The 25,254-nt window shown below is 46.8% G+C and carries 24 protein-coding genes and 2 tRNA genes; 8 read left to right on the top strand and 18 right to left on the bottom strand.

Going from position 1 to position 25,254, the window contains the following annotated elements; genetic code table 11:
• Window positions 1-342 precede the first annotated feature (342 nt).
• Window positions 343-819: a GHKL domain-containing protein gene (locus tag DXD12_RS13465; protein ID WP_182426599.1), complete on the top strand. Its 477-nt coding sequence runs from the start codon at window positions 343-345 to the stop codon at window positions 817-819.
• Between the two features lie 40 nt (window positions 820-859).
• Here the strand turns inward: DXD12_RS13465 and DXD12_RS13460 are convergent, their stop codons facing one another.
• The gene (locus tag DXD12_RS13460; RefSeq protein WP_117795985.1) at window positions 860-1,354 is read right to left on the bottom strand and encodes a DUF2798 domain-containing protein; all 495 of its coding nucleotides are present in this window, start codon (window positions 1,352-1,354) and stop codon (window positions 860-862) included.
• A 516-nt stretch (window positions 1,355-1,870) separates the two neighbouring features.
• On the opposite strand from DXD12_RS13460, the gene rpsT reads away from it, so the two are divergent.
• Complete coding sequence (gene rpsT / locus DXD12_RS13455; protein ID WP_022358531.1) at window positions 1,871-2,134, top strand: 30S ribosomal protein S20; 264 nt, start codon at window positions 1,871-1,873, stop codon at window positions 2,132-2,134.
• Between the two features lie 160 nt (window positions 2,135-2,294).
• Here rpsT and holA read toward each other — a convergent pair whose 3' ends face one another.
• The 8 genes from holA to DXD12_RS13415 form a co-directional block, all read right to left on the bottom strand.
• The gene (gene holA, locus DXD12_RS13450) at window positions 2,295-3,278 is read right to left on the bottom strand and encodes a DNA polymerase III subunit delta (RefSeq protein WP_107001255.1); all 984 of its coding nucleotides are present in this window, start codon (window positions 3,276-3,278) and stop codon (window positions 2,295-2,297) included.
• 212 nt (window positions 3,279-3,490) lie between these two features.
• Window positions 3,491-5,851, bottom strand: coding sequence for a ferrous iron transport protein B (gene feoB, locus DXD12_RS13445; RefSeq protein WP_118638522.1), 2,361 nt, complete (start codon window positions 5,849-5,851; stop codon window positions 3,491-3,493).
• A gap of 254 nt (window positions 5,852-6,105) precedes the next feature.
• Window positions 6,106-6,178: transfer RNA gene (locus DXD12_RS13440), tRNA-Gln, on the bottom strand.
• Between the two features lie 286 nt (window positions 6,179-6,464).
• Window positions 6,465-7,919 carry a hypothetical protein gene (locus tag DXD12_RS13435; RefSeq protein WP_107001257.1) on the bottom strand — a complete coding sequence of 485 codons (1,455 nt, stop codon included), beginning with the start codon at window positions 7,917-7,919 and terminating at the stop codon, window positions 6,465-6,467.
• Entirely contained in the window at window positions 7,916-8,506 is a 591-nt protein-coding gene (locus DXD12_RS13430) for a sigma-70 family RNA polymerase sigma factor (protein WP_118471852.1), read from the bottom strand. The genes DXD12_RS13435 and DXD12_RS13430 overlap by 4 nt, the downstream gene beginning before the upstream one ends.
• Window positions 8,507-8,626: 120 nt before the next feature.
• Window positions 8,627-9,382: a tRNA pseudouridine(38-40) synthase TruA gene (truA, locus tag DXD12_RS13425; RefSeq protein ID WP_118638521.1), complete on the bottom strand. Its 756-nt coding sequence runs from the start codon at window positions 9,380-9,382 to the stop codon at window positions 8,627-8,629.
• Between the two features lie 26 nt (window positions 9,383-9,408).
• On the bottom strand, window positions 9,409-9,978 hold the full coding sequence (locus DXD12_RS13420) for a VanZ family protein (RefSeq protein WP_118467064.1): 570 nt from the start codon (window positions 9,976-9,978) through the stop codon (window positions 9,409-9,411).
• Window positions 9,979-10,022: 44 nt separating this feature from the next.
• Window positions 10,023-11,198 carry an aminotransferase class I/II-fold pyridoxal phosphate-dependent enzyme gene (locus DXD12_RS13415; protein ID WP_118570469.1) on the bottom strand — a complete coding sequence of 392 codons (1,176 nt, stop codon included), beginning with the start codon at window positions 11,196-11,198 and terminating at the stop codon, window positions 10,023-10,025.
• Window positions 11,199-11,552: 354 nt separating this feature from the next.
• On the opposite strand from DXD12_RS13415, the gene DXD12_RS13410 reads away from it, so the two are divergent.
• Both DXD12_RS13410 and DXD12_RS13405 read left to right on the top strand, forming a co-directional pair.
• A complete protein-coding gene (locus tag DXD12_RS13410; RefSeq protein ID WP_118638543.1) occupies window positions 11,553-12,350 on the top strand; it encodes a 4Fe-4S binding protein in 798 nt (265 codons plus the stop codon).
• Window positions 12,351-12,493: 143 nt separating this feature from the next.
• The gene (locus tag DXD12_RS13405; RefSeq protein ID WP_118638520.1) at window positions 12,494-12,838 is read left to right on the top strand and encodes a cupin domain-containing protein; all 345 of its coding nucleotides are present in this window, start codon (window positions 12,494-12,496) and stop codon (window positions 12,836-12,838) included.
• Window positions 12,839-13,048: 210 nt separating this feature from the next.
• Here DXD12_RS13405 and DXD12_RS13400 read toward each other — a convergent pair whose 3' ends face one another.
• Window positions 13,049-13,960: a LysR family transcriptional regulator gene (locus DXD12_RS13400; RefSeq protein ID WP_118638519.1), complete on the bottom strand. Its 912-nt coding sequence runs from the start codon at window positions 13,958-13,960 to the stop codon at window positions 13,049-13,051.
• Between the two features lie 212 nt (window positions 13,961-14,172).
• Here DXD12_RS13400 and DXD12_RS13395 point away from each other — a divergent pair, with 212 nt between their 5' ends.
• The 4 genes from DXD12_RS13395 to DXD12_RS13375 all read left to right on the top strand — a co-directional run bounded on the left by DXD12_RS13395 (window position 14,173) and on the right by DXD12_RS13375 (window position 17,314).
• Window positions 14,173-15,315 (top strand): hypothetical protein, encoded by a 1,143-nt coding sequence (locus DXD12_RS13395; protein WP_107001263.1) that lies wholly within the window; start codon window positions 14,173-14,175, stop codon window positions 15,313-15,315.
• 117 nt (window positions 15,316-15,432) lie between these two features.
• Entirely contained in the window at window positions 15,433-16,281 is an 849-nt protein-coding gene (locus tag DXD12_RS13390; RefSeq protein ID WP_118522615.1) for an aminotransferase class IV, read from the top strand.
• 480 nt (window positions 16,282-16,761) lie between these two features.
• Window positions 16,762-17,052 (top strand): hypothetical protein, encoded by a 291-nt coding sequence (locus tag DXD12_RS13380; protein WP_118467054.1) that lies wholly within the window; start codon window positions 16,762-16,764, stop codon window positions 17,050-17,052.
• Window positions 17,036-17,314, top strand: a complete 279-nt coding sequence (locus tag DXD12_RS13375; protein ID WP_118467052.1) for a DUF4160 domain-containing protein — start codon at window positions 17,036-17,038, stop codon at window positions 17,312-17,314. Before DXD12_RS13380 ends, DXD12_RS13375 begins: the two co-directional genes overlap by 17 nt.
• On the opposite strand, the gene DXD12_RS13370 is transcribed toward DXD12_RS13375, so the two are convergent.
• The 8 genes from DXD12_RS13370 to DXD12_RS13335 all read right to left on the bottom strand — a co-directional run bounded on the left by DXD12_RS13370 (window position 17,289) and on the right by DXD12_RS13335 (window position 25,156).
• Complete coding sequence (locus tag DXD12_RS13370) at window positions 17,289-18,671, bottom strand: MATE family efflux transporter (RefSeq protein ID WP_118638518.1); 1,383 nt, start codon at window positions 18,669-18,671, stop codon at window positions 17,289-17,291. The genes DXD12_RS13375 and DXD12_RS13370 overlap by 26 nt on opposite strands.
• 250 nt (window positions 18,672-18,921) lie before the next feature.
• A complete protein-coding gene (locus DXD12_RS13365) occupies window positions 18,922-19,713 on the bottom strand; it encodes an RraA family protein (RefSeq protein ID WP_118522617.1) in 792 nt (263 codons plus the stop codon).
• A gap of 41 nt (window positions 19,714-19,754) precedes the next feature.
• The gene (locus DXD12_RS13360) at window positions 19,755-20,585 is read right to left on the bottom strand and encodes an RraA family protein (RefSeq protein ID WP_118467046.1); all 831 of its coding nucleotides are present in this window, start codon (window positions 20,583-20,585) and stop codon (window positions 19,755-19,757) included.
• Window positions 20,586-20,894: 309 nt separating this feature from the next.
• Window positions 20,895-22,397: a tripartite tricarboxylate transporter permease gene (locus DXD12_RS13355; protein WP_118467043.1), complete on the bottom strand. Its 1,503-nt coding sequence runs from the start codon at window positions 22,395-22,397 to the stop codon at window positions 20,895-20,897.
• 11 nt (window positions 22,398-22,408) lie between these two features.
• Window positions 22,409-22,858, bottom strand: coding sequence for a tripartite tricarboxylate transporter TctB family protein (locus DXD12_RS13350; protein WP_118467041.1), 450 nt, complete (start codon window positions 22,856-22,858; stop codon window positions 22,409-22,411).
• Between the two features lie 9 nt (window positions 22,859-22,867).
• Window positions 22,868-23,872, bottom strand: coding sequence for a tripartite tricarboxylate transporter substrate binding protein (locus DXD12_RS13345; RefSeq protein WP_118467039.1), 1,005 nt, complete (start codon window positions 23,870-23,872; stop codon window positions 22,868-22,870).
• 342 nt (window positions 23,873-24,214) lie between these two features.
• Window positions 24,215-24,304 (bottom strand) — tRNA-Ser (locus DXD12_RS13340).
• Between the two features lie 93 nt (window positions 24,305-24,397).
• Window positions 24,398-25,156, bottom strand: coding sequence for an IclR family transcriptional regulator (locus DXD12_RS13335; RefSeq protein WP_118467037.1), 759 nt, complete (start codon window positions 25,154-25,156; stop codon window positions 24,398-24,400).
• Between the last annotated feature and the right edge of the window lie 98 nt (window positions 25,157-25,254).

Raw genomic sequence — 25,254 nt, 5'->3', positions numbered from 1 at the left:
AAGATGTAAAAACTATGCCTTTTTTGCTTCTTTTTATGTTATGATACTTTTATTATGATACCAGGGTCAAAAGGTCAGAAGTTCGACGCAAGCTTGCTTGCAGGAGCATTTTTGACCTTGGAACCCGCCAAAAATATGAGTAAGTAGCCATTTTTCAAAGAAAAATGAGCGAATTACGAATGTTTTTGAAGATTGCGGGAGCATATAGTGCGGAGCAATCTGGTATCAGAGGGGTCAAAATGCCTTTTGACCCCAACATCTTTATGATATTAGGATCAAAAGGTTCGAAACATGCGTAAGCAGCCTTTTCCCAGACAATCAGAAGAAAAGAGGGATTTTGTTTTGAAAATCGCGATTGTAGATGGTTTGTCCAGTGTATGGGTGCAATACCTCGCGCTCCCTTGCTTTGGCGTTTTATTTAAGCTGATAGTAGACGCCGAGATCGGAATGATTTTATTTCTATATTTATTTATCATCGATTATCTGTTGGTCGTGCGTGCCGCCGCTTTCTGCATCTGTCAGGCGCTCTTCGGCTACAACTTTTTCTCCTGTCAGACCGGGTGTTCCAGCTCTGAAAACACGCCGCCTTTCATCCGTCTCTCCGCGGTGCAGACGGGTACCTCCACCCTGTCCATCACCACGGACAACACCAGCGCATTCAGCCCTACCTGGATGAATGAAAAACTGGTATCGACCAAACCTGCTGGAAGCGGCATCGGAACCGAATCGATCCGCATGATCGCCGAACAGTACCACGGCGATGCGCGGTTTGAATGGCGGGACGGCGTATTTTATGCTTCGGTATTGCTGAATCCGTAATGACACAAAAAGGGGATATCCAGTTTTTTCTGCTATCTCCCTACATAACCGGTTCCTGCAGCACGGTTCCCTCCGGGAATGCGGTACGGAACACGCGGCGCACCAGCGGACCTGCTACAATGAGCTGGAACGGAAGCGCCATGATGATGTTCTTCGGAATATTGGTCAGCCAGATGATGAGCAACTGGCTCCATGCGCCGGATTTCACGCAGGCTTCCAGACCGCCATATAAGGACATAACAAATACCATCGGAACGACCATGCAGCAGGAGATCGTGATTACTTTACGAAGTGTGCTGCTCTCCGGTGATACAAAGTAACGGAACGCAATTCCCTTCGCCGGACCGGACACGATGAACCAGTCAAACAGAAACGCATACACGAATGCAAACGGGAATCCGATCCATCCTTCGCGGATCGTTTCCAAGGATAAATGTCCCATATGAAGGGTTACATTGTACATACTCATCCAGAGTACCATCGTGAAACACATGATAACGGAATAGATAAAACTTTCTCTCTTATTTCTTGGCATTTTCCTTCTCCTCCTATAAAATAATTGCTTCTATCCAGATGCAACGGCAAATCAGTCCGACACACCCACGCACAAGATGCTGTCCGTGATAAATTTCACAAAATAAAAGGCAGCAGAAATCGGAAACTCGTTTCGATCTCTACTGCTGTATGCAATCTCACTGCGTTTTTTCAAACTATATTCGATTTGGGTTACGGTTCGCTATTATAACGTCTTTTTTCCATTCGTGTAAGCACTTTTTTTATTTTTTCACAATTTCATCATATTGAACGATCAATTTTTTTATTTTTTATTCCGCTTATGCAACTTGACAAGAGCTGCTTTTTCAGCTCCCCTTTCATTTTTTCCGAATTTTTCCCTAAAAACAGGCAAATAGATATTGACAATACTGCCTTTATTCGATAGAATGTAATAGTATGTTTACATTGAACTGTCCGTGTCCAGGCTTTAATGCAAACCAAATACAAAATGAATTACGAATCAAAATAAAAGAATTTATGATGGAGGTACACTACATTGGCTAACATTAAATCCGCAAAAAAAAGAATCTTAGTTGCAGAGACAAGAGCTGCAAGAAACAAGGCTATCAGATCCAAAGTTAAAACTGCTGTTAAGAAAGTAGAAGCTGCTGTTGCTGCAAAAGATAAGGCTGCTGCACAGGCTGCATTATTAGCTGCTACCAGCGAGATCGACAAGGCTACTTCCAAGGGCGTATACCACAAGAATACAGCTTCCCGCAAAGTATCCCGTCTTTCCAAGGCTGTAAATACTCTGGCTTAATTATCCAGAGCGGATCTTTCGAATTATATATTAAAAATTAACCCAAATTAAAAAACCATTATTCTGTGGGTGTGACAGAATAATGGTTTTTTGTTGCTTCTTTTCCAGCCGGGTCCGGCCGAAGAACCGCTGATTCTGATGCTGGCACTGCCCTTTAGAATCAGCGCACGGAACTTCTGGGCTGACTGATCAGCAGCTCCACCGCCAGCCGGTCGCCCATCCGCCCGGTCTTGACTGCCTCCTCGGCATCCACGCAGGTCTGCACATAGGAAATGAGCTGTTCTTTCGTAAATGCCGCCGCCTGGCTGCTGAGTTTTCCGGCTACGAACGGAGGTACTTTCAATTTCGAGGCAACCGTCCCCCGGTCTGCGCCGGACGCCTGCAATTCTCGCACCAGCAAAAGCTGGTTAAACTGTCTGGCAATCAGGAACAGGATCCGCATCGGCGGCTCCCTGAGTGTCAGCAGGTCTTCGTACAGATCCATCGCCCGCTTCGTCTTTCCCGCCGTGATCGCCGCTACCATGTCGAAGATCTTGTTCGTGATCTGCACGGTCGTGATGACTTTCACATCCTCTGCCGTCACTACCTCACTGCCCATCGTGTAGGAAATGAGTTTTTCCAGCTCCATCCGGATGTTTTCCATATCATCGCCGACGCGCTCCAAAAAGAGATTCATCGTGGAGGGCGTGATCTTCCGCCCATTCTGCGCCAGGATCGTCGCCGCCCATCTGGCGAGCTGCGCGCTGTCCTGCCGCTTCATCTCCGCAATGTGACCCAGATCCTTGACCTTTTTGTAGAGTTTGTTTCGCTTATCGACCGCCTCCTCCACAAATACGATGCAGGTCGTGTCCGGCATCATCGGCAGATACTCCGCCAGCGCCTCCGAAGAAGTCTTGAAAAATCCGCTGTCCTCGATCAGAATCAGACGCCGCTCGCTGAAAAATGGCATCGTGTCCGCCAGACTGATCAGCTCGTTCACATCCAGCCCTTTTCCCTCGAAATAATTGTAGTTCATCGTATCATCGCCCGAGATCGCCGCCCGCAGCTTCTTTTTATAACTCTGCTTCAAAAACGCCTCTTCGCCGTATAGCAGATAAACCGGCTTAAATGTGCCATTTTTGATGTCTTCATTGATCGTCTGCATTAACTCCGTCCCCGCCTCCTGGTTCTATTCGATAAAAACAGATCCATTTTTTCGAATGACTGTCCATCCGGTTACTTTCCTGTCTATTTTTTCACTTCCTACTATTATAAACATTTTTCTAAAATGTTGTCTACTGTAAACCCATAAAAAGAATAAAACAGCAGCTCCTTTTGTTACTTGAAATTTTTCCTTGGTTCACTTTCTGTCAAAACCTACATTACCATCCCCAGCAAAAGATAGACCGCATACGCTACGATCCACGCAATCACGCACTGCGCCATCACGACAAAGCAAGCCCATTTTCCGCCCAGTTCGCGTCTGACCGATGAGATCGCTGCCACGCACGGCGTATAGAGCAGGCAGAAAACCAGCAGACTGACCGCTGAAAGAGGGGTCAGAATGTCACGCAGGCTCTGAGTCGTCCCGAACAGAACCGACAGCGTTGATACAACACTCTCTTTTGCCATAAATCCGGTCAGAAGTGCCGTGCAGACACGCCAGTCGCCTAATCCCATCGGCGCAAACAGTGGTGCAATCACACCAGAAATAACCGCCAGAAGACTCTGCTGGGAATTGGACACAACATTCAGGTGCAGATCAAATGTCTGAAGGAACCAGATTAAAATCGTCGCCACAAAAATAACCGTGAATGCTTTCTGCAGGAAATCCCTTGCCTTTTCCCAGAGAAGCTGGGCGACATTGCGCGCCCCCGGCATCCGGTAGTTCGGAAGCTCCATGACGAACGGAACGGCTTCACCCTTAAATAAAGTTGTTTTAAGAAGCATTGCCATCAAAATTCCCATCAGGATTCCCAACAGATAAAGTGCAATCATAACAATCGCCCCATGATGCGGGAAAAATACAGCGGTAAAAAACGCATAAATCGAAATCTTGGCGGAACAGCTCATAAACGGAGTCAACAGGATCGTCATTTTTCGATCTCGCTCCGAAGAAAGCGTCCGGCTTGCCATGACTCCTGGTACCGTGCAGCCAAAGCCAATCAGCATCGGCACGATGCTCCGTCCGGAAAGGCCGATCTTTCGAAGCAGTTTATCCATCACAAACGCCACACGTGCCATATAACCGCTGTCCTCTAAAAGTGACAGGAAGAAAAACAGCGTCACAATGATCGGCAGAAAGCTCAAAACACTTCCCACGCCATTGCACACACCATCGATCAGCAGGGAATGGAGCACCGGATTGATACCGGCCGCTGTCAGCGCTGCGTCTGCCCGCTCTGTCAGCCATTCAATCACCAGTTCCAGACCATCTGAAAGGACCGCGCCAATCACATTAAATGTCAGCCAGAATACCAGACCCATGATTGCAATAAATGCCGGAATCGCCGTGTAGGTTCCGGTAAGAAGACGGTCAATCTTCACACTTCGCTGGTGTTCCCGGCTTTCCCTCGGTTTGACGACTGTCTGCCTGCAGACTTTTTCGATAAAACCAAACCGCATATCCGCAATCGCAGCTGCCCGATCCAGCCCGCGTTCCTTCTCCATCTGGCAGATAATATGTTCCAGCGTCTCTTTTTCATTCGTGTCCAGATTCAGACGCGCCTCAATCTCCTCATCGCCTTCTGCCAGCTTTGATGCAGCAAAGCGCACCGGAATACCCGCATTCTGCGCGTGATCTTCGATCAGATGCATAATGCCATGCAGGCAGCGGTGCACCGCACCACCGTGATAATCCGCATCACAGAAATCCTGCCGTCCCGGTTTCTCCTGAAAATGCGTTACATGAAGCGCATGATCGATCAACTCTCCGATTCCTTCATTCTTTGCCGCTGAGATCGGGATAACCGGAATTCCCAGTTCTTCCTCCAGTTCGTTGACACGGACAGAACCGCCGTTCTGGCGCACCTCGTCCATCATATTAAGCGCCAGAACCATCGGAATATCCAGTTCCAGAAGCTGCATGGTCAGATACAGGTTGCGCTCAATGTTTGTCGCATCCACGATATTGATGATTCCCTTCGGGTGCTCCTGCAAAATAAACTGGCGCGTCACCAGCTCCTCATTCGAATATGGCGATAAGGAATAGATTCCTGGCAGGTCGGTCACTTTCGTATTTTCATGTCCGCGGATCGTGCCATCCTTCCGGTCCACCGTCACACCCGGGAAATTCCCCACATGCTGATTGGATCCGGTCAGCTGGTTAAAAAGCGTCGTTTTGCCACAGTTCTGATTACCTGCCAGGGCAAACGTCAGGACGATGCCATCCGGCAATGGGTGTTCCTCCGCCTTTGTATGGTATTTTCCACCTTCTCCGAGTCCAGGGTGATCGATCGCGCGCGCCATCGGAATCCCATGTTCCTTTTTGTCCGCTGCTTCGGTTCCTGCCTCGCGTACATTCTCAATCTCTATCTTCTCTGCATCCGCCAGGCGCAACGTCAGTTCATAGCTATGAATCCGCACCTCAACCGGATCGCCCATCGGCGCATATTTTACCATCGTAACCGATGCAGTCGGAATCAATCCCATATCCAGAAAATGATGCCGCAGTGCACCTTCTCCGCCAACTGCCCGAACGGTTGCAGTTTTTCCTATTGGTAAATCCTTTAATGTCATTCTCTGCCTCCATCTCTCTTCATTAGTCAAACTCATTGTATGTCATCAGGCTTCTACATCCGCCTGATTTTGAAGCAAAGCATAGAGAGAAAAATACTATTGAAACTTTTTCTCAATTATGTTTCCAGATAAGTCTATTGTACTTTAGGGAATTTGTCAATCGTTGGAATCTTTAAGAATCTACCAATCAGAAAAAAATAGAAAAGATAAAAGAAAAACAGCAAGGATGAATCATCCTCACTGTCTCAAAATAGCTGGGCTACAAGGATTCGAACCTTGAAAATGACGGAGTCAGAGTCCGTTGCCTTACCATTTGGCGATAGCCCAATCTTTTATTTCATAGCTGTCTCAGCCACATTTATTATTATATCATAAATTTTTGTTTCGTCAAGTATTTTTTTCAAACACTTATGTTTTTTTGAACAATTATAATTATTTACCAGTTCGAAACATTTTACAGTCTCGTAATGCCCCGGATATTTTTCCGTCACGAGGCTTCCTGCAAATAATTCTAATGGTTCTTAAAATTCCTGCTGCCCGAATCCAACTTCTGATAACTCCAGACATATCATGGTTCAGGCAACAGGAATCATATATCCTCATACACTCCGCTTTAATTAGCTGACTCCGCATCTGTCTTCGTTTCTTTTTCCGTCTGCTTTGTCTCCATCTGACTGTACTCTGTCTCCGAGTGCGTGCTCTCTTTTACTGCTTCTGTCAGTGTCTCCGGCGCACGGGATGTCTCGGACGGCTTTGTCTCCACTGTCTCATCATCCGCATCGTCGTCATCCTCATCAATCAGATCGTCCGCAATATCCGGCGTCTCGAAATAGCCTTTTACCGTACCAAAGGAACCGCCGTCCCGCACTGCCACTCCGCCGAGCGTAAACGTGCACTCCGTATTGGCTGGAAGCCCTTTGACGTGAATCTCACAGGAGGTTCCGCCTGTGTCCGTGATTCTCGCCGAATAGCTCTGACCGTCCGGATCTACCACCGACACGGTCGGATTTTTCCATTTAACCTTTTCCTTAAAAACGATGTTCAGCGAACCGCTCTCGTAATCTACATAGTCAATCTTCGCTTTCTTGCCTCCCGAATCGACTTCTTCCTCGTCCTCATCTGCTGCGGCGGTTGTCTCCACCGGGCGTACTGCAGTCGATGGCTGTTCTGCCGGCGTCGGTTCATTTTCCGGCTGACCGGTGCTTTCCACGGTCGTCTCCGCTAAGGTTTCTTCCTCGGTCTGCGGCAATGTCACCTCACGAACCAGAGCCGCATCCGTCTCAATGGTGCTGTCCGTCTTCGAATAACCTACCGTATAAGCACGATCCGCGATCTCCCGCGCAATCTCTTCCATCGTCATACCGGCAAATTTTTTCATATCATTTTCGGTCAGGTCGTTATCCCGAATCAGCTCTCGCAGAAAATACGCTTTTCCATAAGAAATATTGTATTTCTCCGCCAGATCCTGAATCTCCCCGGTTACCTTCATCCGCTGGTCATAGACAACCGCCTGTACCGCGTGTTCCTGCAGGGAAGACTCTACATCCCCTACGACATCCTGACGCAAAGATGATGCCTTTTTCTCATTCTCATTGGACACGGTAACCAGAATCGCATTGTCCAGTTCATCCAGATAACCGTTCCGGACCATCGAACCGATCAATGCGTTGACCGCAATATCAAGGTCTACATTTTTCAAATTCATATCATCCAGGATCGTCTCCGCATCCTCATTAAGCGGATTCGCCTGCAATACTTTCTCGTTCCGGTTGACGGAAAGCTCAATACTCGGATTGACATCGATGCCAATCACCGAATCGACACGGTGATTCTGGTAAAATGAAACACCGCCTCCTAACACAGCCACACACAGACAGGCTGCTGCTGCCATCGCCACGGTCCGCATCCGGCGGTACATCCGTACACGTCTGGATGGTTTTACATAGATCTCCTGTGGCGTCGAGAGATCGATTTTATCAAATACGTTGGGAGTCAGGGCGTCCATCGCCGACCGCAGATGTGACTCAATCTCATCCTGTTCCCACGCTGTTTCAGAGTGATCGGTCAATGTACTCCCTCCTCTCTCAGGTGTTTTTTCAGTTTTTTCATAGCACGGTTGTACTTGGAAAGCACCGTTGCCAGCGGCATCTCCAAATCTGCCGCGATCTCACGATGTTTTAACCCCGCTGATGTCCGCAGAAGTACAATCTGCCGTTCTTCTTCATTTAATATTTTGAGTGCTGCGTGTAATACCATCTTATCCGCAGCATCCTCTATCTGGGGACAGAATTCCCCTGTCTCCATCTCAGAAAGATCCGAAAGCCCGATATCCGCTTCATGCTTCTGGTCACGGAAACGCATATAGCAAAGATTTCTAGCGATCGTAAACATCCACGCCAGCGGTTTGCCCTGCGACTGATAGCTTCCAGCCGAAGTCCAGACCTTTAAATAAAGCTCCTGCATGACCTCCTCAGAGTCCTGCGGATTCCGCAAAATCGACAGAATAAAACCGTATATAGTTTTATCCGTATTCTGATAAAGCTGCTGAAACGCCGCCTTATCTCCCTCTGCCACTCGCAAAAGCAGCTTTTCATCGCTCATCTTATCATAGGCGACCGTCTCTTCCATGGTCGTTAAAAGCCCCATCAAAAACATGGACGAAATTTCCTTTCTATATAACTTAATGCAGATAAACCAGTTCTTATTGCATTTGTTATGAATTTTTTCTGATTCCTGTCCAGCTCCTCGCAGCAGCTGGCAAAAATCAATGCAGCTTTATTCATACTCGACCCGTTCCAGAAAAAGCCCCTCCGGCGGCGCCGTAAAGCCCGCCAACGCTCGGTCACAGGAAAAAAGCGTCTCCGCCACCGATTCCGGTGTCCGCTTATGAAGTCCTACCTCTATCAGTGTTCCGGTCAGGATTCTTACCATATTATATAGGAAGCCATTGCCACGAAAATGCAGTTCGCACACACTTTCCCGCATGGCAATCTCGATGGCAGTGAGATTCCGCACCGTCGATTTTTTTATCCGTTTCAACGAACAGAATGCTTTAAAATCGTGCTCACCTGTCAGATACGCAGCCGCCCGCCTCATGGCCGCTATGTCCAGAGGTTCCCCCAGACCGTACACATATCGGCGCTCAAATACATTTTTCTTCGCTGCCGTCTCAATCCGGTAGCAGTAGGTCTTGGAAACGGCATTTAAACGGCTGTGAAAACGCGTTCCCGCCTCCTGTGCCGATAAAACAGCGATATCATCCGGGAGATAGCGGTTCAGATAAGCCTTTACCTCTTCCGCATCCATCCCACTACACAATGTCGGAAGGTGAAAATTTGCCACCTGGCCCCACGCGTGGACACCGGCATCCGTACGTCCGGAGCCGTGCACTTCAATCGGCTGACCTGCCATTTTCTCCAGAATCTGCTCTAATTTTCCCTGTATCGTCTTGTCCGTGTTTCCCTGCTTCTGCCAGCCGTCATAACGGCTTCCGTCATATTGCAGGGTAATTTTTATATTTCGATCTGGCATATTTTTTCTCCATGTGTTATCTATCTTCATTCTTTCTTTATTCGCAAATATATCCGCCTCGCTGCCAGATACAGCACCGTTCCAGTCAGTGCTCCCGCCATATCCAGCCATACATCGCTGAGCTGCCCGGAACGTCCTTCGGTAAACAGCTGAATCGTCTCATCCAGAAACGGGACCGCAAAAATAGCGATACGATGGAGTTCCAGCCATACATGTCCGTCCGGTGTCAGCGCACACATTCTCCCAGTCCCATCTCCCCGATCAACCAAATCCTCTATCCGCATTTTTTCTGAGACAGTCCGGTTCCTGCGCACACAGGCATCACTCTGTCTAAGCAGCATTCCCAGCCCTGTATATTCAATAAAATGAGCACATTTGCGCACAATATGTTCGGTCAGCCATGGTACAGCCACTCCGGACTCTGCTGCCAGCTTCTGCAAAAACCGGAGGATCCGTCCGCTCTCCGCCGATGACTGTACTGCCGGACGCATGGAATTGGAGTAGATAAACAAAATATATAAAATTAAAACAATATGCCAGATCCAGACCGTCACCAGGACTCTCTGTCTTCCCCGGATATTTTTTTCCACATTCATCTATAAATTCCTGTATCCATTCTATCTTCTATTGATTTATATCTTTACTGATTGGATTGTAAAATGCCGCTCTCTGCAATCCGGCGCACCGCCAGCGCAATCGCATCCTCGTCCTGCACCAGTGCCATCCGCACATGACCTTCGCCCGACGGTCCAAATGCGTTGCCCGGTGTTACCAGAACCCCAGCCTTTTCAAACAAAGTCTGTACAAATTCCAGCGAATCCGTAAATCCTGCCGGGATCGGCGCCCACACAAACATCGTGCCTTCCGGTTTTTCCATCTTCCAACCGATGGATGCAAGTCCGTCGCACAGACAGTCGCGCCGTCTCTCATATGCCGCCCTCGTCGAAGCCACACAGCTCTGGTCACCGCTGATCGCCGCGATCGCCGCTTTCTGAATCGGCAAGAACATACCATAATCCATGTTGGATTTCAATGTTTTCAGATGACTGACCACTTCCTCATTTCCCACACAGAAGCCGACGCGCGCGCCCGCCAATCCGTACGTTTTTGACAGCGAATTAAACTCCACGCCGACCTCGCGTGCGCCCGGAAAACGCAGGAAACTTCCGCAGGTTCTTCCGTCAAACACAAGCTCACTGTAGGCGTTGTCGTGAAGAACGATAATATCATATTTCTTTGCAAATGCAATCAATTCCTCATAGAAACTGTCTGGAGCCAGCACCGCCGTCGGATTGTTCGGGTAGGAAACAATCATAAATTTCGCTTTCTGAGCGACTTCCTCCGGAATTTCCTTCAAATCAATGATGTAGTGATTTTCTTCGCGCTGCGGCATATAGTAAAGCTCTGCCCCCGCCAAAGACGGACCATCCGCAAACACCGGATAACACGGATCCGGTACCAAAACCACATCGCCCTCGTCCACGATCGAAAGTGCGATGTGCGCCAGTCCCTCCTGGGAACCGAGCAAAGAGCAAATCTCTGTCTCCGGGTTCAGCTCCACTCCATAGCGGCGCGCATACCAGTCGGACACTGCCTCCAGAAGTGCCTGCTGATCCTGAATTGCATACAGGTAATTTTCCGGTACCAGACAGGCTTCGCTGAGCGCCTTTAAAATATGCGGTGCGGGGGCAATATTCGGTGCGCCGATGCTCAGATCAACGATCATCTCCCCCTCTTCCAATTTTTTCTTCTTCATCTGCGCCAGCATGGAGAACACGCCCTCGCCAAACCGGTCCATTCTATTTGCAAATTTCATCTTATGTTTTTCCTCGCTTTCAGAAGTTCTTCTATCCACCAGCTGAGTCAACAGCCCCTGACTCTGTCATTCTCCATCGTTCTATCTTTGATTTTTCTGGTTCTCAGCCTTTCTCCGCCATTCTTTTTATCTGGCTATATAAGTATTAATTATAGTACAAGCATATAGGAAAGTAAAGGCGTGTCCAACAACGGAATTTGCCGTAGCTTTTCTAAAAACGTTGTAAAAACAACCGACTTTTCTCAGCAAAACAATTATACTTAATCTCGTAATTGAAACAGTAATTGTTCCGTGCTTTTATCCTCACGGACAGGAAATTTATACATGAAAGTTAAGAAAGACGAGGTTTTTATCATGATACGAAGAATTATTGAAATTGATCAAAAAAAATGCAACGGCTGCGGGCTCTGCGCTTCTGCCTGTCACGAGGGCGCCATCGGCATAGTTGATGGAAAGGCAGCTCTTTTAAAAGATGATTACTGTGACGGTCTGGGAGACTGCCTGCCAGCCTGTCCGACCGGTGCCATCTCTTTTGTCGAGCGCGAAGCAGCGGCTTACGATGAAGCGGCCGTCCAGGTTCATATGGCTGCCCGCAAGGCAAAACAGGTGCTGGAAAATGCAAATACTGCTGCTTCTGCAAACGCTTCCGCCCGCCCTGCATTCAGCGGATGTCCAGGATCCATGAGCCGTTTCCTGAAGCGCACTGAAAGCGCTCCTTCTGAACATGACGATACTCATGCAGATAGCGCCGAGACTTTTAATCCTTCTGATTCAGCATCCATCCCGGTGAGCGCCCTTCAAAACTGGCCGGTTCAGATTAAATTAGCTCCGATCCATGCACCGTATTTCGATGGGGCAAAGCTCCTGGTCGCTGCCGACTGCACCGCTTACGCATACAGCCGCTTCCATCAGGACTTTATCCATGGTAAAATAACCTTGATCGGATGTCCGAAACTGGACAGCATCGATTACTCCGAAAAACTGACCGAAATTATCCGCAGCAACGATATCAAGAGCGTGACCGTTGTCCGCATGGAGGTTCCATGCTGCGGAGGCATTGAACAGGCAGTTAAAAATGCCTTGCAGGCAAGCGGAAAATTCATTCCATGGCAGGTAACAACCATTTCGATCGATGGGCGGATTTTAGATTAATATCTGCCATTCCCCCGATTGACCTACCCAACCATTTCGTGCAGGTTCCGCTCTCTATACACACCTGCCGAATGGACTCAATCAGACTCAAAAGAATACGAAAATTTATATATCTAAACGAGATTTTATTAAGGAGGTTCATTATGGAATACCCATACATCAAAAACATTACTCACGAAAAAGTGCAGTCTTTAGCCGGCCTGGTAAACGCAGAAGACGGTCAGATCGTCAGCAAGACTCTGGCACAGAACGAAGCTGTCAGCGTTACTCTGTTTGCATTTGCAAAAGGCGAAGAAATCTCCACCCATAATTCCACCGGAGATGCGATGGTGACCGTTCTGGAAGGCACCGGCCGCTTCACGGTCGATGGCGTCGAGCACCTGGTTCACGCAGGCGAAGTTCTCGTCATGCCGGCGAAAAAGCCGCACGCCGTTTATGCACCGGAAGCATTTAAATGGATGTTGACGGTTGTTTTCCCATTTAAATAAAGACTGCGCTCAAACTCTTTTTACCATGCAGCCCGACTGATAGCAGCCCTTATCCATTTATTCCAAAACAGGCATACCGCAGGAATCCATGCATGATTTTCATCCTTTTCTCTGCGATATGCCTGTTTTTCATTTTATAAGCACATGGTTGTGTTCATTTTTCCAGTTAATCTCCCTTCAACAGATATGAACAGCAGCTTCCAGCTTTCATTATTCCACATACTCATGTGTCTCCACCCACTGCAGCAGCTTTTCAATCGCCGGATTCGGGTTGCTCTGACGCCATGCGATCTCAAAATCAAGCTCTTCCGGGCTGCCGTCCGCGCGGAGAAGCGGAACCACTACCAGATTCCGCGCATTCCGATAATGGCGGACGGCATATTCTGGGAGAATCGCCACGCCAAATCCCGCTGACACCTCCAGAAGCACCGTCTGTACCTCCCGTTCACGCGCCACGATATTCGGTATAAAACCGCCTTTATTGTAACAAATCAATACTTCTTCCGCCTCATCGTTGGAACGCCCCTGCGGCTGCATGATGATAAAGTCTTCCCGCGCCAGATCACAGTACATCAGATGGCTCTCTCCCGCCAGCGTATGTCCCGGATAAAGAACCGCCATCATCGGAAACCGTTTGAGGAACCGGTGCTTTAAATCCTCGTAATTCTGCGTGTACAGAGACAGATTAAACGCAAGATCGCAGGTTCCATTATCTAACAGCTCATAGAGCGCGCTCATATTTTCCCGCAGCAGATGAATCGAAATATTCGGGTACGCCTCATGAAAACTTCTGAGCGTCTCCGAAAAACGGCTCTGCTCATATCCCCGGATAAATCCGATCGTCAGCTCCCCAGCTACGCCTTCCGCTGCCGTCCGCGCGAGCTTCGCCGCCTCCTCGGCGCGGACCAGAATCGCCCGCGCCTCGTTCAGATATACCTTTCCCGCCGCCGTCAGTTCGACATGGTGCTTGTCCCGCACAAAAAGCGGCACCCCGATCTTCTCCTCCAACGACCGAATCTGCAGCGTCATCGCTGTCTGCGAAATAAAACATTTTTTCGCCGCCCGCGTAAAATTCAGCTGCTCCGCCGCCGCCACAAAATATTCCATTTGTTTTAAATTCATCTCATTTCCCCATTTCTATATCCTATATGTAATCGCGTCTTTTCGATCGAGCAAAAAAATGAATCACGCCGCCCAATTTACGGGCTTTCGATCTGGCTTTTCCTGTTTCGTTATAAGTTTCCCTTATTATAATATCTGTTCTTTCTATTGGCAAGTTTTTCATTCATCCTTTATAATTTTTAATAGTCAACAAAAGAAAGTGAGTGAAAGGTATGAAACAATTCAAAAATTTCTACGAAGGCACATACGCCAAGTACATTCTGCCGGGCGTCCTGCTGCAATCGGTTCTGATTGGCGGCGGCTATGCAACCGGACGTGAGATTTATTCTTACGGTGCGAAATTCGGAGCGATGGGCTGGATCTCCGGACTGACGATCGGCATCGGTTTTGCCCTGTTTGCCTTCCTGACCTTTGAGATCTGCCGGATCTACAAGGTTTACGATTATAAAAACTATATCAAGCAGGTCATTGGACCGCTCTGGCCGATGATGGATATTTTAACTGTCCTCATCGCGATTCTGCTGATTGCCGTTATGGCAGCCGCAACCGGAAGTATTTTCGAGCAGGTCGGACTTCCGAATATTCTCGGCTCCGTTGTGATCGTTCTGATTTGCGGACTCCTGAACTTTAAGGGTTCCAAGATGATCGAGAAATTTGAATCGATCGGTACTATTTTACTGTACGGCGGCTATATTCTGTTTACAATTCTGGTACTCGTCAACAAGGGCGGCAACATTTCCCATGTATTCAGCACGATGGACACCAGCACCTACGACGGCTCTGTCACTGTTCCGTTGTGCATTTACACCGGTATCCTGTATGTTGCCTACAACATCAATTCCATCCCGATGGGCATGTTCTCCCTGACACGCCAGACCAAACGGAAAGAAACCTTTATTTCCGGTCTGATCGCCGGTCTTCTGATGGTTATTCCGTGGTTTTTGTCTTACTTTGCGATGATGTGCTTCTACGGTGACACCTCCATCGTCGGCGCGGATGTCACAACCCCGTGGATGGAAATGATCAAGGCAGTCAACGGCGGACCGGCACTGATGGCACTGTTCAGTCTCGTTATGGGCTGGACGCTGGTTGAGACGGCAACTGGCTGCATCCACATGATCATCGACCGTTTCGACGTTGCCATGGAGGAAAAGGGCGCTGCCAAGCTGTCCGATACAAACCGCGGTCTGATTACGGTCATCACGCTGATCGCTGCACTCGTATTATCCCGCGTCGGCGTTGTCACCTTGATCGAGCAGGGCTATTCGTACCTGTCTTACGGATTTATCCTCTTCTACCTGCTGCCGACGCTGCTGGTAGGCGGATATAAGATTATTAAACATAAAGACAAATAAATATGTAATGATAAGAACACATCCGCCTGTGGTAGATATCATCTTATAGGCGGATGTGGTATAATGTAAACACTTGACGAGGTATTTTCGAATCAACATAGAAAGGAAGTATATGCAATGAAATATGTCGGATATTACAATGGAGAAATCGGCCCCCTCGAGGAAATGAAAATCCCGATATTGGACCGCGCCGTTTATTTTGGAGATGGCTGCTACGATGCCACCACCTTTGCAAACAACAACATTTTTGCCGCAGACGACCACCTCGACCGTTTCTACAACAGCTGCAAGCTGCTGGAAATCCCGTTTGAAATGTCGCGCGAAGAACTGCGTGCCGAGCTGCAGAAATGCATCGATGCCAATGAGATTGACCACGGTATGCTGTACTGGCAGTGTTCCCGCGGAACTACCTATCGTGGACATCAGTTTCCACCTGCTACCGTAAAACCAAATCTGATGATTTTTACTGTTCCGTGCGACCTGATTCCATTTGATAAGACTTTCCGCCTGATCTCGATGGAGGACACCCGTTTCCTGCACTGCAACATCAAGACGCTGAACCTGATTCCAAGTGTCATCGCTTACCAGCGCTGCATCGAACAGGGCTGCCAGGAAACGGTCTTCCACCGCGGCGAACGCGTCACCGAATGCGCCCACAGCAATATCTTAATCATCAAGGACGGCGTTCTCTGCACCCCACCGAGAGATAATCTGATTCTTCCGGGCATCACGTTAAAACACCTGCTGATGTTAGCTGAGAAAAACGGCATCCCGACCAGCGAGGCACCATTTACCATGCAGGAACTGGCAGACGCCGACGAAATCATCGTCAGCAGCTCCGGTGGGCTCTGCATCCAGGCCGTTGAGCTTGATGGTAAACCAATCGGAGGAAAGGATCCGAAGACGCTGAAGACTTTGCAGGATGCTTATGCGGAGTTTTATGCGGAAGATACGAAGGTACGGTAAAAATCCATAAATTTGCCAATCAAGGGCTGTCACTCAAAACGTGGCAGCTCTTTTTTAATTCTTTTCATATTTTTCCCGCTGTCCGTCTGAAATCTTAGTGCCGCCTCATCTTAGATTACCGAAGTATCTTGCAATTTTTATTTTCATATGCTACTTTAACAGTAATAGAAATCGAACTGTAGAATGGAATCTATTCCCAGTCAGGTGTCCGGGAATACTGGATTATCGATCCTGCAAAGGAAAAAGTTGTGGTTTACTATTATGACCGTGATAGTGACCCTTGTCTTTACTCGTTTGATTCTGATATTCCGGTTGGGATCTATCCGGGTCTGAGCATCAAAATCAATGATTTGTTAAAGAATCACTAAAATCTGCAACATTTAAATTCTGTGAAGTTCAACCATATAGCTGAAAATTCACAAAATCAAACTCAACATAGAATCACTTGCAATATATAAAAATATAGGAGGCGTTTTTAAAATGTTATACCCTTTTATGACCTTAAATGACAATACAGAAATTGTCCATTCCGAAATACTGGAAAATTCAGGAAAAGAAGAAGTCGAAGTTCGAATCGAAAAACCAGTTCAGGGCGGCTTTTATTCCGCCACCTGCTGGCTTCCGGAATACCGCTGGGAAAACATTCAGGGATTCTCTCAGGAAGATATCCATTATTTTCAGGAGCTTCTGGAATCCGTCGCCCACATCATTTTGCAGCTGGCAAGAGAAGGTGGAATCGAAGGAGGTCTTGATCATGCCGCAGGTTTTTAAAATTGCTGGATATACGGTTTATTTCTGGGTCAATGAAAACAATCCGCTCGAACCAGTCCACGTTCATATTGCTAAGGGCGTTCCTTCTCCCAATGCTACCAAAATATGGATTACAAAGTCCGGAAAATGTCTTTTGTGCCACAATAATTCGAAAATTCCAGACAAACAACTCCGAATCATCATGCAGATCATCGAAGCCCGGAATAAATCGGTTATTGATTTGTGGTATTCAACTTTTAGAGAAATCCGCTTTTATTGCTAAATTCTTCCCCATCCTCCGGCATCCGCCGAAGGAACCTCACCACCATCGGAATGGTAATCGCCGCAGCTATCCCATCCGCAATCGTCTGTGACGTCTGAATTCCAAAAAGCCCAATCAGATAACTGAGAATCCACAAAACCGGAATAAAGACGAGACCGCTTCGAATCATGGACAAAAAAGTTGCTTTTCCACTCTGTCCGATGCTCTGGAACAGCATATTTCCACAGAGGGAAAATGGCATGAAAAACAGGGCAATACACTGGATACGCAGCGCGGTGATTCCGATGGAAATAACCGCCGGATCATCGCGGAACATTTTTACAATAGGAGCAGCAAATACTATTCCAAACAAAGCAGAAACACTCATAACAGCAAGGTTGCTTCGGATGCTGAACCAGAATGCTTCACGCACACGGCTGTATTTTTTCGCGCCGTAATTGAAGGCGCTGACAGGCTGAAAACCCTGACCGATGCCAAGTGCAATACAGAACAGGAACATGATGACCCGGGTCACAATGCTCATGGCAGCGATGGCGGCATCACCGTAAGGAGCCGAACACTGGTTTAAAATCATCACAGAAATACTGTTAAGTCCCTGACGCATCAGGCTTGGAAAACCGGTTGCGATAATGTTGGTCACATCGGAAAGTCTCCGGGTCATATAGCGGATATGAATCCGGCTCTGTACCTTTTTTCTAAAGAACGGGCTGATCAAGATTGCCATGCTGATGTACTGCGAAACAGCCGTAGAGATACCGGCACCGCGCACTCCCAGATTTAGTTCAAAAATCAGAAACATATCACCAAAAATATTGAGAATACCGCCGGATGCCAGCCCCAGCATGGCGAAAAAAGCTTTCCCTTCATAACGAAGAATGTTGTTCATCACACAGCTGGAAGCCATCGCCGGTGCGGAAATGAGAATCCATGTGCTGTACTCAAGCGCATAAGGCAAAATAGAATCTGTGCTTCCCAAAAGCCGCATAAATGGAACATGAAATAAAAGTCCTAATATTCCAATGCAACCTCCGGCTAAGAACGCTAAAAAGAAGCTGGTGGAAGCAAACACACGGGCACTCTCCACATCATGCGCCCCTAATTTCCGGCTGATATTGCTGCCCGCACCATGTCCAAACATGAATCCAAACGCATTGATTACTGCCATTAATGCAAATACCACTCCGGTCGCACCGCTGACACTCGTTCCAAGCTGGCTGACAAACAGAGTGTCTGCCATATTGTAAATGCTAGTTACCAGCATACTGATGGTGGTGGGAACCGCCAGCCGCAGTACCAGTTTCGGAACCGGCGTCTGCGTCATTTCTTCATATTGTTCCTGTGTGCTGTCTCGTTCCATACGTTTGTATCCTTTTCCTTTGCTGAAATCTATACGCTGAGATCTACGTTACCATAATGATAGTATTTTGTGAAAAATATGTTAAATACGTTCAATTTAAAATTTAAAAAATGTCCCCAAATAGTATGTAAATGCAACATTTCTTAAATGACGAAAAAACTATATAATACACTTAACATCTTTCCTAGCATGAGGAAGTCGTACTTTCTGTTAAGCGTACTATATAGTTTTCACGATTATTCAAACTTACTTATACATATCGTTTCCGGAACAATTTTTTGATTTCCGCAATCGGAGCATCTTTTTCAATCAACTCACGCATGATTTCCTCATCCGGGAGAATCTCCTGACACTTTTTCAGGACAAATTCTGCGTGCTGCGGCGGAACCGCACAGATACCGGAATCATCTGCGATAATCAAATCACCCGGATTAATTTGAATGCGGTTCAGGACAACCGGTCCATTGATCTCCATCGCTTCGATACGGCATTTTCCAGTCTTTGGTGTCACGCCACGGCACCAGGTAGGAACGCCATATTTTCGAATTTCACCCACATCGCGTACCGCGCCATCGATTACAACACCTTCCAGACCACGTGCTTTTGCAGATACGAAGGATTGTCCTCCCATGCTGCTCATATCGGTCATTCCACCGGCATCTCCGACCAGGACATCACCCGGCTCTGCCAGATAATTTACCTCTCTCGATGCCATTTTGATAAAATCATGGTCTATCAAACCCTGTGTAGTTGTTTTCTCAATCGGAATACTGCGAAGTGTCACTGCTGTTCCGACAATCATATGTCCCGGTTCAATCGGTTTTAAATAGCTTCCCGGAATCACTTTATTATATCCCAGTGCATCCAGAATATCGCTGACTGTACCGGTTAGATCGTCTTCCAGTGCCTTAAAACCATCTACGATTTCTTTTGGAACCCGTGGAAATTTGATTTTTTTGATATTTTCCTTATCAATGACTCCCCAGATTCTTCCAGCCGCTTTATATTCCTCATACTCCGCTTCTACCTTCGGATCCATCATAACTATTTCTCCTTTTCTTACTTCGCCCTACACGCTTCGATTTATTTGTAACGTGCTCTGAACAGTGGGCGAAGTTCGCTGATCGGTTTCTTCTCCTCGATTAACTGACGCATTCTTTCCTCAGATGCTGCAATCTTCTCTGCTTCCTCGATAACTGCCTCTGCCAGCTCTGCCGGTACAATGCAGACACCAGAATCATCTGCAACCATCAGATCGCCCGGCTCAACCAATTTGCCGCACAGGGTAATCGGTCCATTCATCTCTACGCACTCCATACGATACTTTCCGGTCACCTGGGTTGTACCGCAGCTGAATACCGGATATCCCATCTCACGGATGGAGCTTACATCACGGCAGCAGCCATTTACGATGTTTCCTGCAAATCCGCAGCTTTTACCAACAGTACAACTCTGTCCGCCCATGTTGGATACTTCCAGGTTTCCGCCGAAGTCAGATACCAGAACATCGCCCGGCTCGCCGATATAATAAATATCACGGGTAGACATTGCAATGAAATCATGGTCATGTGCGCCCTGTGTCGGAGTCTTACGAACCGGAATATTTCGAATCGTAACAGCCGGTCCCACAATCTTGGAACCCGGGATGACCGGTTTTAAATAGGAAGTTGGGATAGCTCCGTCGATTCCATATCCATCCAGAATATCCGAAACGGTTGTGGACATATCTTCCAGTGCATAATAACGATCGATAATCTCTTTCTTAACACGCGGGAATTTAATCTTGGTAATTCTCTCTCTTGGAACCAGTCCCCAGATTCTTCCAGCTTTCTCATATTCTGCATAATCTGCATCTCTCTGCTCGCGAAGTTTTGCTACATCCTCATTGTAAGATTTTACCTGATCTAAATCCATTTTTGTTCTCCCTTCACTGGTTTTACCAGATTTATTTTTGTTTCGGTTATCTGTTCGCCATTAGAAAACCTTGTTCTCAATTCGTAATTAAACAATACTACACCAATCTTTTATTGTCAATCCATTTTTTCTATTTCGACACGTTTTGTCGTCATGCACAAATAATTTTTCACTTTTTGTACATTTTGTTTTCTATCTATGCTTTATTATTTCTTATTAAGAAACTATGTGTCATTGGACTTCTTTTTGTTTCTTGCAAAAAAATGCTGTCATGCAGCTTTCCCGCACAACAGCATTTTTTCTATCTCTTTATTTCGTTTCTTTTTTCTTCTCCGCTTTCCATTCTGTATAAAATGGATATGCAACGGAAATAACCATAAATATCATCAATACGACACAAATCGGTCTCGTAAACAAGGAACCTAAAACCAGTGATAATGAATTCTGATTTAGGGTCAATGCCTGAGAAAGTCCTTCTTCCGCAATCGGTCCTAAAATCAGTCCCAGTACAATCGGAACAACATTATACTGATATGCCCTCATAAAGAAGCCTGCTACGCCGAATACCAGCATTACGAAGACGTCGCCCACGTTTCCGCGGATTGCGTAGGATCCCATAATACTCAGCATCAAAACACAGACTGAAAGTATATTTTTCGGGGTCAATGTAACCAGCGCAAAATGTTTTGCACCAAACAGGCCAATCAGCATCATAATCACATTAGCAATAAAAAGTGCCGCAATAAATGGATATGTAATGCTTTTCTGGGTTGTAAAGAGCCCGTATCCTGGAATCAGTCCATGAACTGTCAGCGCACCCAACAGAATTGCCGTTGTCGCATTGCCCGGTACGCCCAGCGTCAGAGTTGGAATCAGGGTTCCGCCTGTTACCGCATTATTTGCAGATTCACAGCACGCCACGCCCTCTCTTGCTCCATTTCCGAAGTTTTCCTCCTTGGTAAACATTTTACCAACATTGTGTGCAACATAGGAAGCCACATCTCCGCCTGTACCCGGAATAATTCCGATAATAATTCCCAGAACTGCCGAACGGATATATGTAACCGGATACCGGACTAAATCAAGCAGCCGTACCCGCGCTGATTTGAACTGTGCAATCGATGATTTGTCCGCGATTTCAATCGGATTCTTCAGATTTCCCAGAACCTGAGAAACCGAAAACAGACCGATAACTGCTGGAATCATATTGATTCCACCCATTAAAAACGTCTGTCCAAAGGTAAAACGTGCCCGCCCCAGAACCGGATCCATGCCAATGCAAGCAACCAGAAGTCCCGCGCAGCCCATCATAAGACCCTTCAGAACATTTTTTACGGATAAAGATGCAATAATCGTAAGCCCGAACACCGCCATCATAAAGCGTTCCTGTGGACCAAACTCAAACGCAAATTTTGCCAGAGGCGGCGCTAGGAAAATAAGTGCAATCAGACTGATACAGCCGCCCCAGAAAGAGGCAACCGCTGCCTCTGTCAGTGCTTCGTGTGCCCGGCCAGACTGTGTCATCGGATAACCATCCATCGCTGTCGCAGCGGCCGCCGAGGTTCCCGGCGTATTGATAAGAATCGCCGAGATCGAGCCTCCAAACATAGAACCGCAGTACAGTGCGCCCAGAAAAACCAGACCTGCTGTCGGCTCTAATGTGTATGTAACCGGTATCAGCACCGCAATACCCATGGTCGGAGTAAAGCCTGGAAGTGCACCGATTACGATTCCAATTACCGTTCCCAAAAGTGCCAGCAGCAAATTGATCCCGGTAAATGCCATTCCAAAATATGTAAGAATATCTGCCATCTTCCGTCCTCCTATATCAATATGCCCTTCGGGAAGGTAATACCAAGTGCTGTAAACAGTGCGTACATTCCTACTGCAAAAATAACTGTTACAATCAAATCACGCACCACTGTTTTCGACGAAAGCGCCAGTTCAAATATCAGCCCCGTTGCCGCCATCACAATCACAGAGGAAGTTAAAAAGCCCAGAATACGGATGCATACAACCCAGATAATTAAAAGCGCCAATGCAATCCCCAGACGTTTTAACTGTGCGCCGGTGAACGGAAATAATTTCTCATCTTTTTCCGATTTCCATTTCATTCCTGATACCAGCGTTGACAAAAGGGAGAGGGCAATGCCAAGTTTCGCAATGATCCCCGGCCAATACGATGCATTTTCTCCCATCTGTACATCCAGATAAAGAAAGAAAAGGAAAAAAAGTGTCCAAAAAATACCAGAAACACAATTTTTTCGATTCATCGCGTCCTCCTATTTCTTAAAGCCAAGTTCTTCCAGAACCGGAATGATCGCTTCTTTTGACTGGCTGATCTCAGCCGCAAATGTTTCCGAATCTGCATAAGACAAGGTCAGGGACTGCTTTTTTGCTTCTGCAATTACCTCCGGATCCTCTAATACTTTCTTAACTGCCGCATCAAACGTCTCTACAATTTCCGGTGCTACATCCTTGCTGAAATAGAAGCCTGAATATGTATCTGTGCAATATCCTTTATATCCCAGTTCTTCTAAGGTTGGTATGTCGGCATATTCCGGATTATTGGATTTACTTCCAAGGTTGATAACCGGGCGCACATCGTCTCTTCCTAAAAGTTCGCTCTCATTTCCTGAATAAGAATCTACATGACCGCCCATAACAGCTGTGTAATTGTCAGCCGAACCGCCTGCAGACGGTACGCTCGTTGCATCTAACCCCTCGCCATGAAGAAAAACGCTAAATGCAAGCTGGGCAATTCCTCCGTTACCTGCATTTGCATACGAAAACTTGCCCGGATTTTCTTTGATAAAGTCAATCAGCTGCTCTGCATTTTCATACGGCGAATCGTTCTTTACAATTAAGTACATCGGAGCGCTGAACACTTCCGAAACCGGCTGTAAATCTTCCACCGTATATTCAGTCTCTCCCGCTGCTGGTTTGTAAAGAGTAGGTGTCGGCAGTGAAAACAGAACATTGTATCCATCTGCCTCCCGGCTTAAGAAATCAGTTGTTCCGATAACACCAGAAGCGCCACCATTATTTACTACTGCCATGGAAACTCCCAGTTCTTTCTCCAGATACGGAAGAATAAATCGGCACTGTGTATCGGTCGTACTGCCCGCGTTAAACGGTACAATTACCTGAATCGTTTTATTCGGATATCCATCTGCCTGTTGCGTGTTTCCCTCTCCTGCCGCTGCTGATTCTCCACTCTGTCCGCTGCAAGCGGTCAGGGATGCTACCATCAAAACTGCAGCTGCCGCGCAAATTACCTTTTTCATCTTACATTCTCCTTTGACCCTAAAACTTCACTAATCTGCTTGCTCCTTTACAAATTGATTTACATGAATCGTTTGGCGAACGTTCTCTAATAAAAAACCTTGTTTTCTATATAAGAAACACTATCACTAATGACGAAAAAAGTCAATACGAAAAATATATTTTTGAGTATTTTTATTCAATTTGTTTCTTATTTGAGTACATTATTGTATACTGTTTCCTATATGCTTCTATATTTTCTTTTTCTCTTTTTTGTTTCTTTATTTCCACTATCTATTTCATAAGAGACGATTTCCTATAGAAGAACAAAAAAAATCCCCTGAGTCTGTTCAGGGGATAGAAAGCGGAGACGGAGGGATTCGAACCCTCGTGCCGGGATGAACCGACAAACGCATTTCGAGTGCGCCGCGTTACGGCCGCTTCGCTACGTCTCCAATTATACAGGTGCTTCTACTCGAAACACCTGTACTATTATACCCGATTTTTCCCTGTTTGTCATCTACTATTTTTGTTTTTATTCAGTATTTTTATTCAGAAATGCTTTCTCCCTGCGTCATCTGCTCCGACATTTCCTTCGCAATTTCCCGGATCAGGAAGATATAACGTTCCATCTTGACTGCATCCACCCGCATTTTAGGCGCGCCGATCGAAACCGCCGCCCAGACATTTCCAGATTCATCATAAATCGGTGCGCCGATTCCGATTGTTTCTGAATTCAGTTCTCCATCACTGATCGCATATCCCTGCTCACGTATTTTCGCGTATTCGTTCAAAAGTCCCTCTGGGGACAAGATTGTATTTTCTGTAAACGCTTTCATCGGTTCTTCCATCAAACGTTTGCGAATCACACTTTCTTCCTGATAAGCGCCCAGAATCTTGCCGGTTGCTCCTGCATATAAGGGACGTTCCTGTCCAACATTTCCCATAACACGAACAAGCTGCTGACTTTCTTCCCGGTAGATCAGAATTGCCTTTCCATTGATCAGCATACTGAATGAAGCATTTTCCCCTGTCATATCCCGGAGACGAACCAGATATGGTTTCACCATCTTTGATAAACCAATCTTGTCTTCATATGTACGTCCCAACACATAAACCGCCGGTCCCAATGTATATTTATGTTCCGGTGTCTGCGCTGCCAGTCCTGTTTTTACCAGTGATGCAAGCAATTTAAAGGTCCCACTCTTACTACAGCTGATCTGCTCGCCAAGCTCCGTCACACTATGTACATAAGGTGCCCGTCCCAATAATTTTAATAAAGTTGCCGTTTTTTCCGATGAATTCATAGGCTCCTCTCCCTTCGCTTCACAACCATTATACCTTTTTCCCTTCTAAAATCCGTCGAATAGTTGTCATTTCTTTCTATACTACGAAAAACCAGTCT

Source organism: Clostridium sp. TF11-13AC (assembly GCF_003481065.1).
GTDB classification, from domain to species: Bacteria; Bacillota; Clostridia; order Lachnospirales; family Lachnospiraceae; genus Otoolea; species Otoolea fessa.
This window is presented reverse-complemented; position numbering and strand designations above follow the sequence as displayed.

What these genes read in the sequence shown, in the direction of transcription:
- DXD12_RS13395 (WP_107001263.1), top strand. Translation starts at nt 14,173, where the DNA reads ATGAAACAATTCAAAAATTTCTACGAAGGCACATACGCCAAGTACATT.
- DXD12_RS13410 (WP_118638543.1), top strand. Translation starts at nt 11,553, where the DNA reads ATGATACGAAGAATTATTGAAATTGATCAAAAAAAATGCAACGGCTGC.
- DXD12_RS13415 (WP_118570469.1), bottom strand. Translation starts at nt 11,198, where the DNA reads ATGAAATTTGCAAATAGAATGGACCGGTTTGGCGAGGGCGTGTTCTCC.
- DXD12_RS13400 (WP_118638519.1), bottom strand. Translation starts at nt 13,960, where the DNA reads ATGAATTTAAAACAAATGGAATATTTTGTGGCGGCGGCGGAGCAGCTG.
- DXD12_RS13365 (WP_118522617.1), bottom strand. Translation starts at nt 19,713, where the DNA reads ATGATGGATCCGAAGGTAGAAGCGGAGTATGAGGAATATAAAGCGGCT.
- holA (WP_107001255.1), bottom strand. Translation starts at nt 3,278, where the DNA reads ATGCAGACGATCAATGAAGACATCAAAAATGGCACATTTAAGCCGGTT.
- DXD12_RS13380 (WP_118467054.1), top strand. Translation starts at nt 16,762, where the DNA reads ATGTTATACCCTTTTATGACCTTAAATGACAATACAGAAATTGTCCAT.
- DXD12_RS13335 (WP_118467037.1), bottom strand. Translation starts at nt 25,156, where the DNA reads ATGAATTCATCGGAAAAAACGGCAACTTTATTAAAATTATTGGGACGG.
- DXD12_RS13375 (WP_118467052.1), top strand. Translation starts at nt 17,036, where the DNA reads ATGCCGCAGGTTTTTAAAATTGCTGGATATACGGTTTATTTCTGGGTC.
- DXD12_RS13390 (WP_118522615.1), top strand. Translation starts at nt 15,433, where the DNA reads ATGAAATATGTCGGATATTACAATGGAGAAATCGGCCCCCTCGAGGAA.
- DXD12_RS13430 (WP_118471852.1), bottom strand. Translation starts at nt 8,506, where the DNA reads ATGTTTTTGATGGGGCTTTTAACGACCATGGAAGAGACGGTCGCCTAT.
- feoB (WP_118638522.1), bottom strand. Translation starts at nt 5,851, where the DNA reads ATGACATTAAAGGATTTACCAATAGGAAAAACTGCAACCGTTCGGGCA.
- DXD12_RS13345 (WP_118467039.1), bottom strand. Translation starts at nt 23,872, where the DNA reads ATGAAAAAGGTAATTTGCGCGGCAGCTGCAGTTTTGATGGTAGCATCC.
- DXD12_RS13405 (WP_118638520.1), top strand. Translation starts at nt 12,494, where the DNA reads ATGGAATACCCATACATCAAAAACATTACTCACGAAAAAGTGCAGTCT.
- DXD12_RS13350 (WP_118467041.1), bottom strand. Translation starts at nt 22,858, where the DNA reads ATGAATCGAAAAAATTGTGTTTCTGGTATTTTTTGGACACTTTTTTTC.
- DXD12_RS13360 (WP_118467046.1), bottom strand. Translation starts at nt 20,585, where the DNA reads ATGGATTTAGATCAGGTAAAATCTTACAATGAGGATGTAGCAAAACTT.
- truA (WP_118638521.1), bottom strand. Translation starts at nt 9,382, where the DNA reads ATGCCAGATCGAAATATAAAAATTACCCTGCAATATGACGGAAGCCGT.
- DXD12_RS13460 (WP_117795985.1), bottom strand. Translation starts at nt 1,354, where the DNA reads ATGCCAAGAAATAAGAGAGAAAGTTTTATCTATTCCGTTATCATGTGT.
- DXD12_RS13355 (WP_118467043.1), bottom strand. Translation starts at nt 22,397, where the DNA reads ATGGCAGATATTCTTACATATTTTGGAATGGCATTTACCGGGATCAAT.
- DXD12_RS13420 (WP_118467064.1), bottom strand. Translation starts at nt 9,978, where the DNA reads ATGAATGTGGAAAAAAATATCCGGGGAAGACAGAGAGTCCTGGTGACG.
- DXD12_RS13370 (WP_118638518.1), bottom strand. Translation starts at nt 18,671, where the DNA reads ATGGAACGAGACAGCACACAGGAACAATATGAAGAAATGACGCAGACG.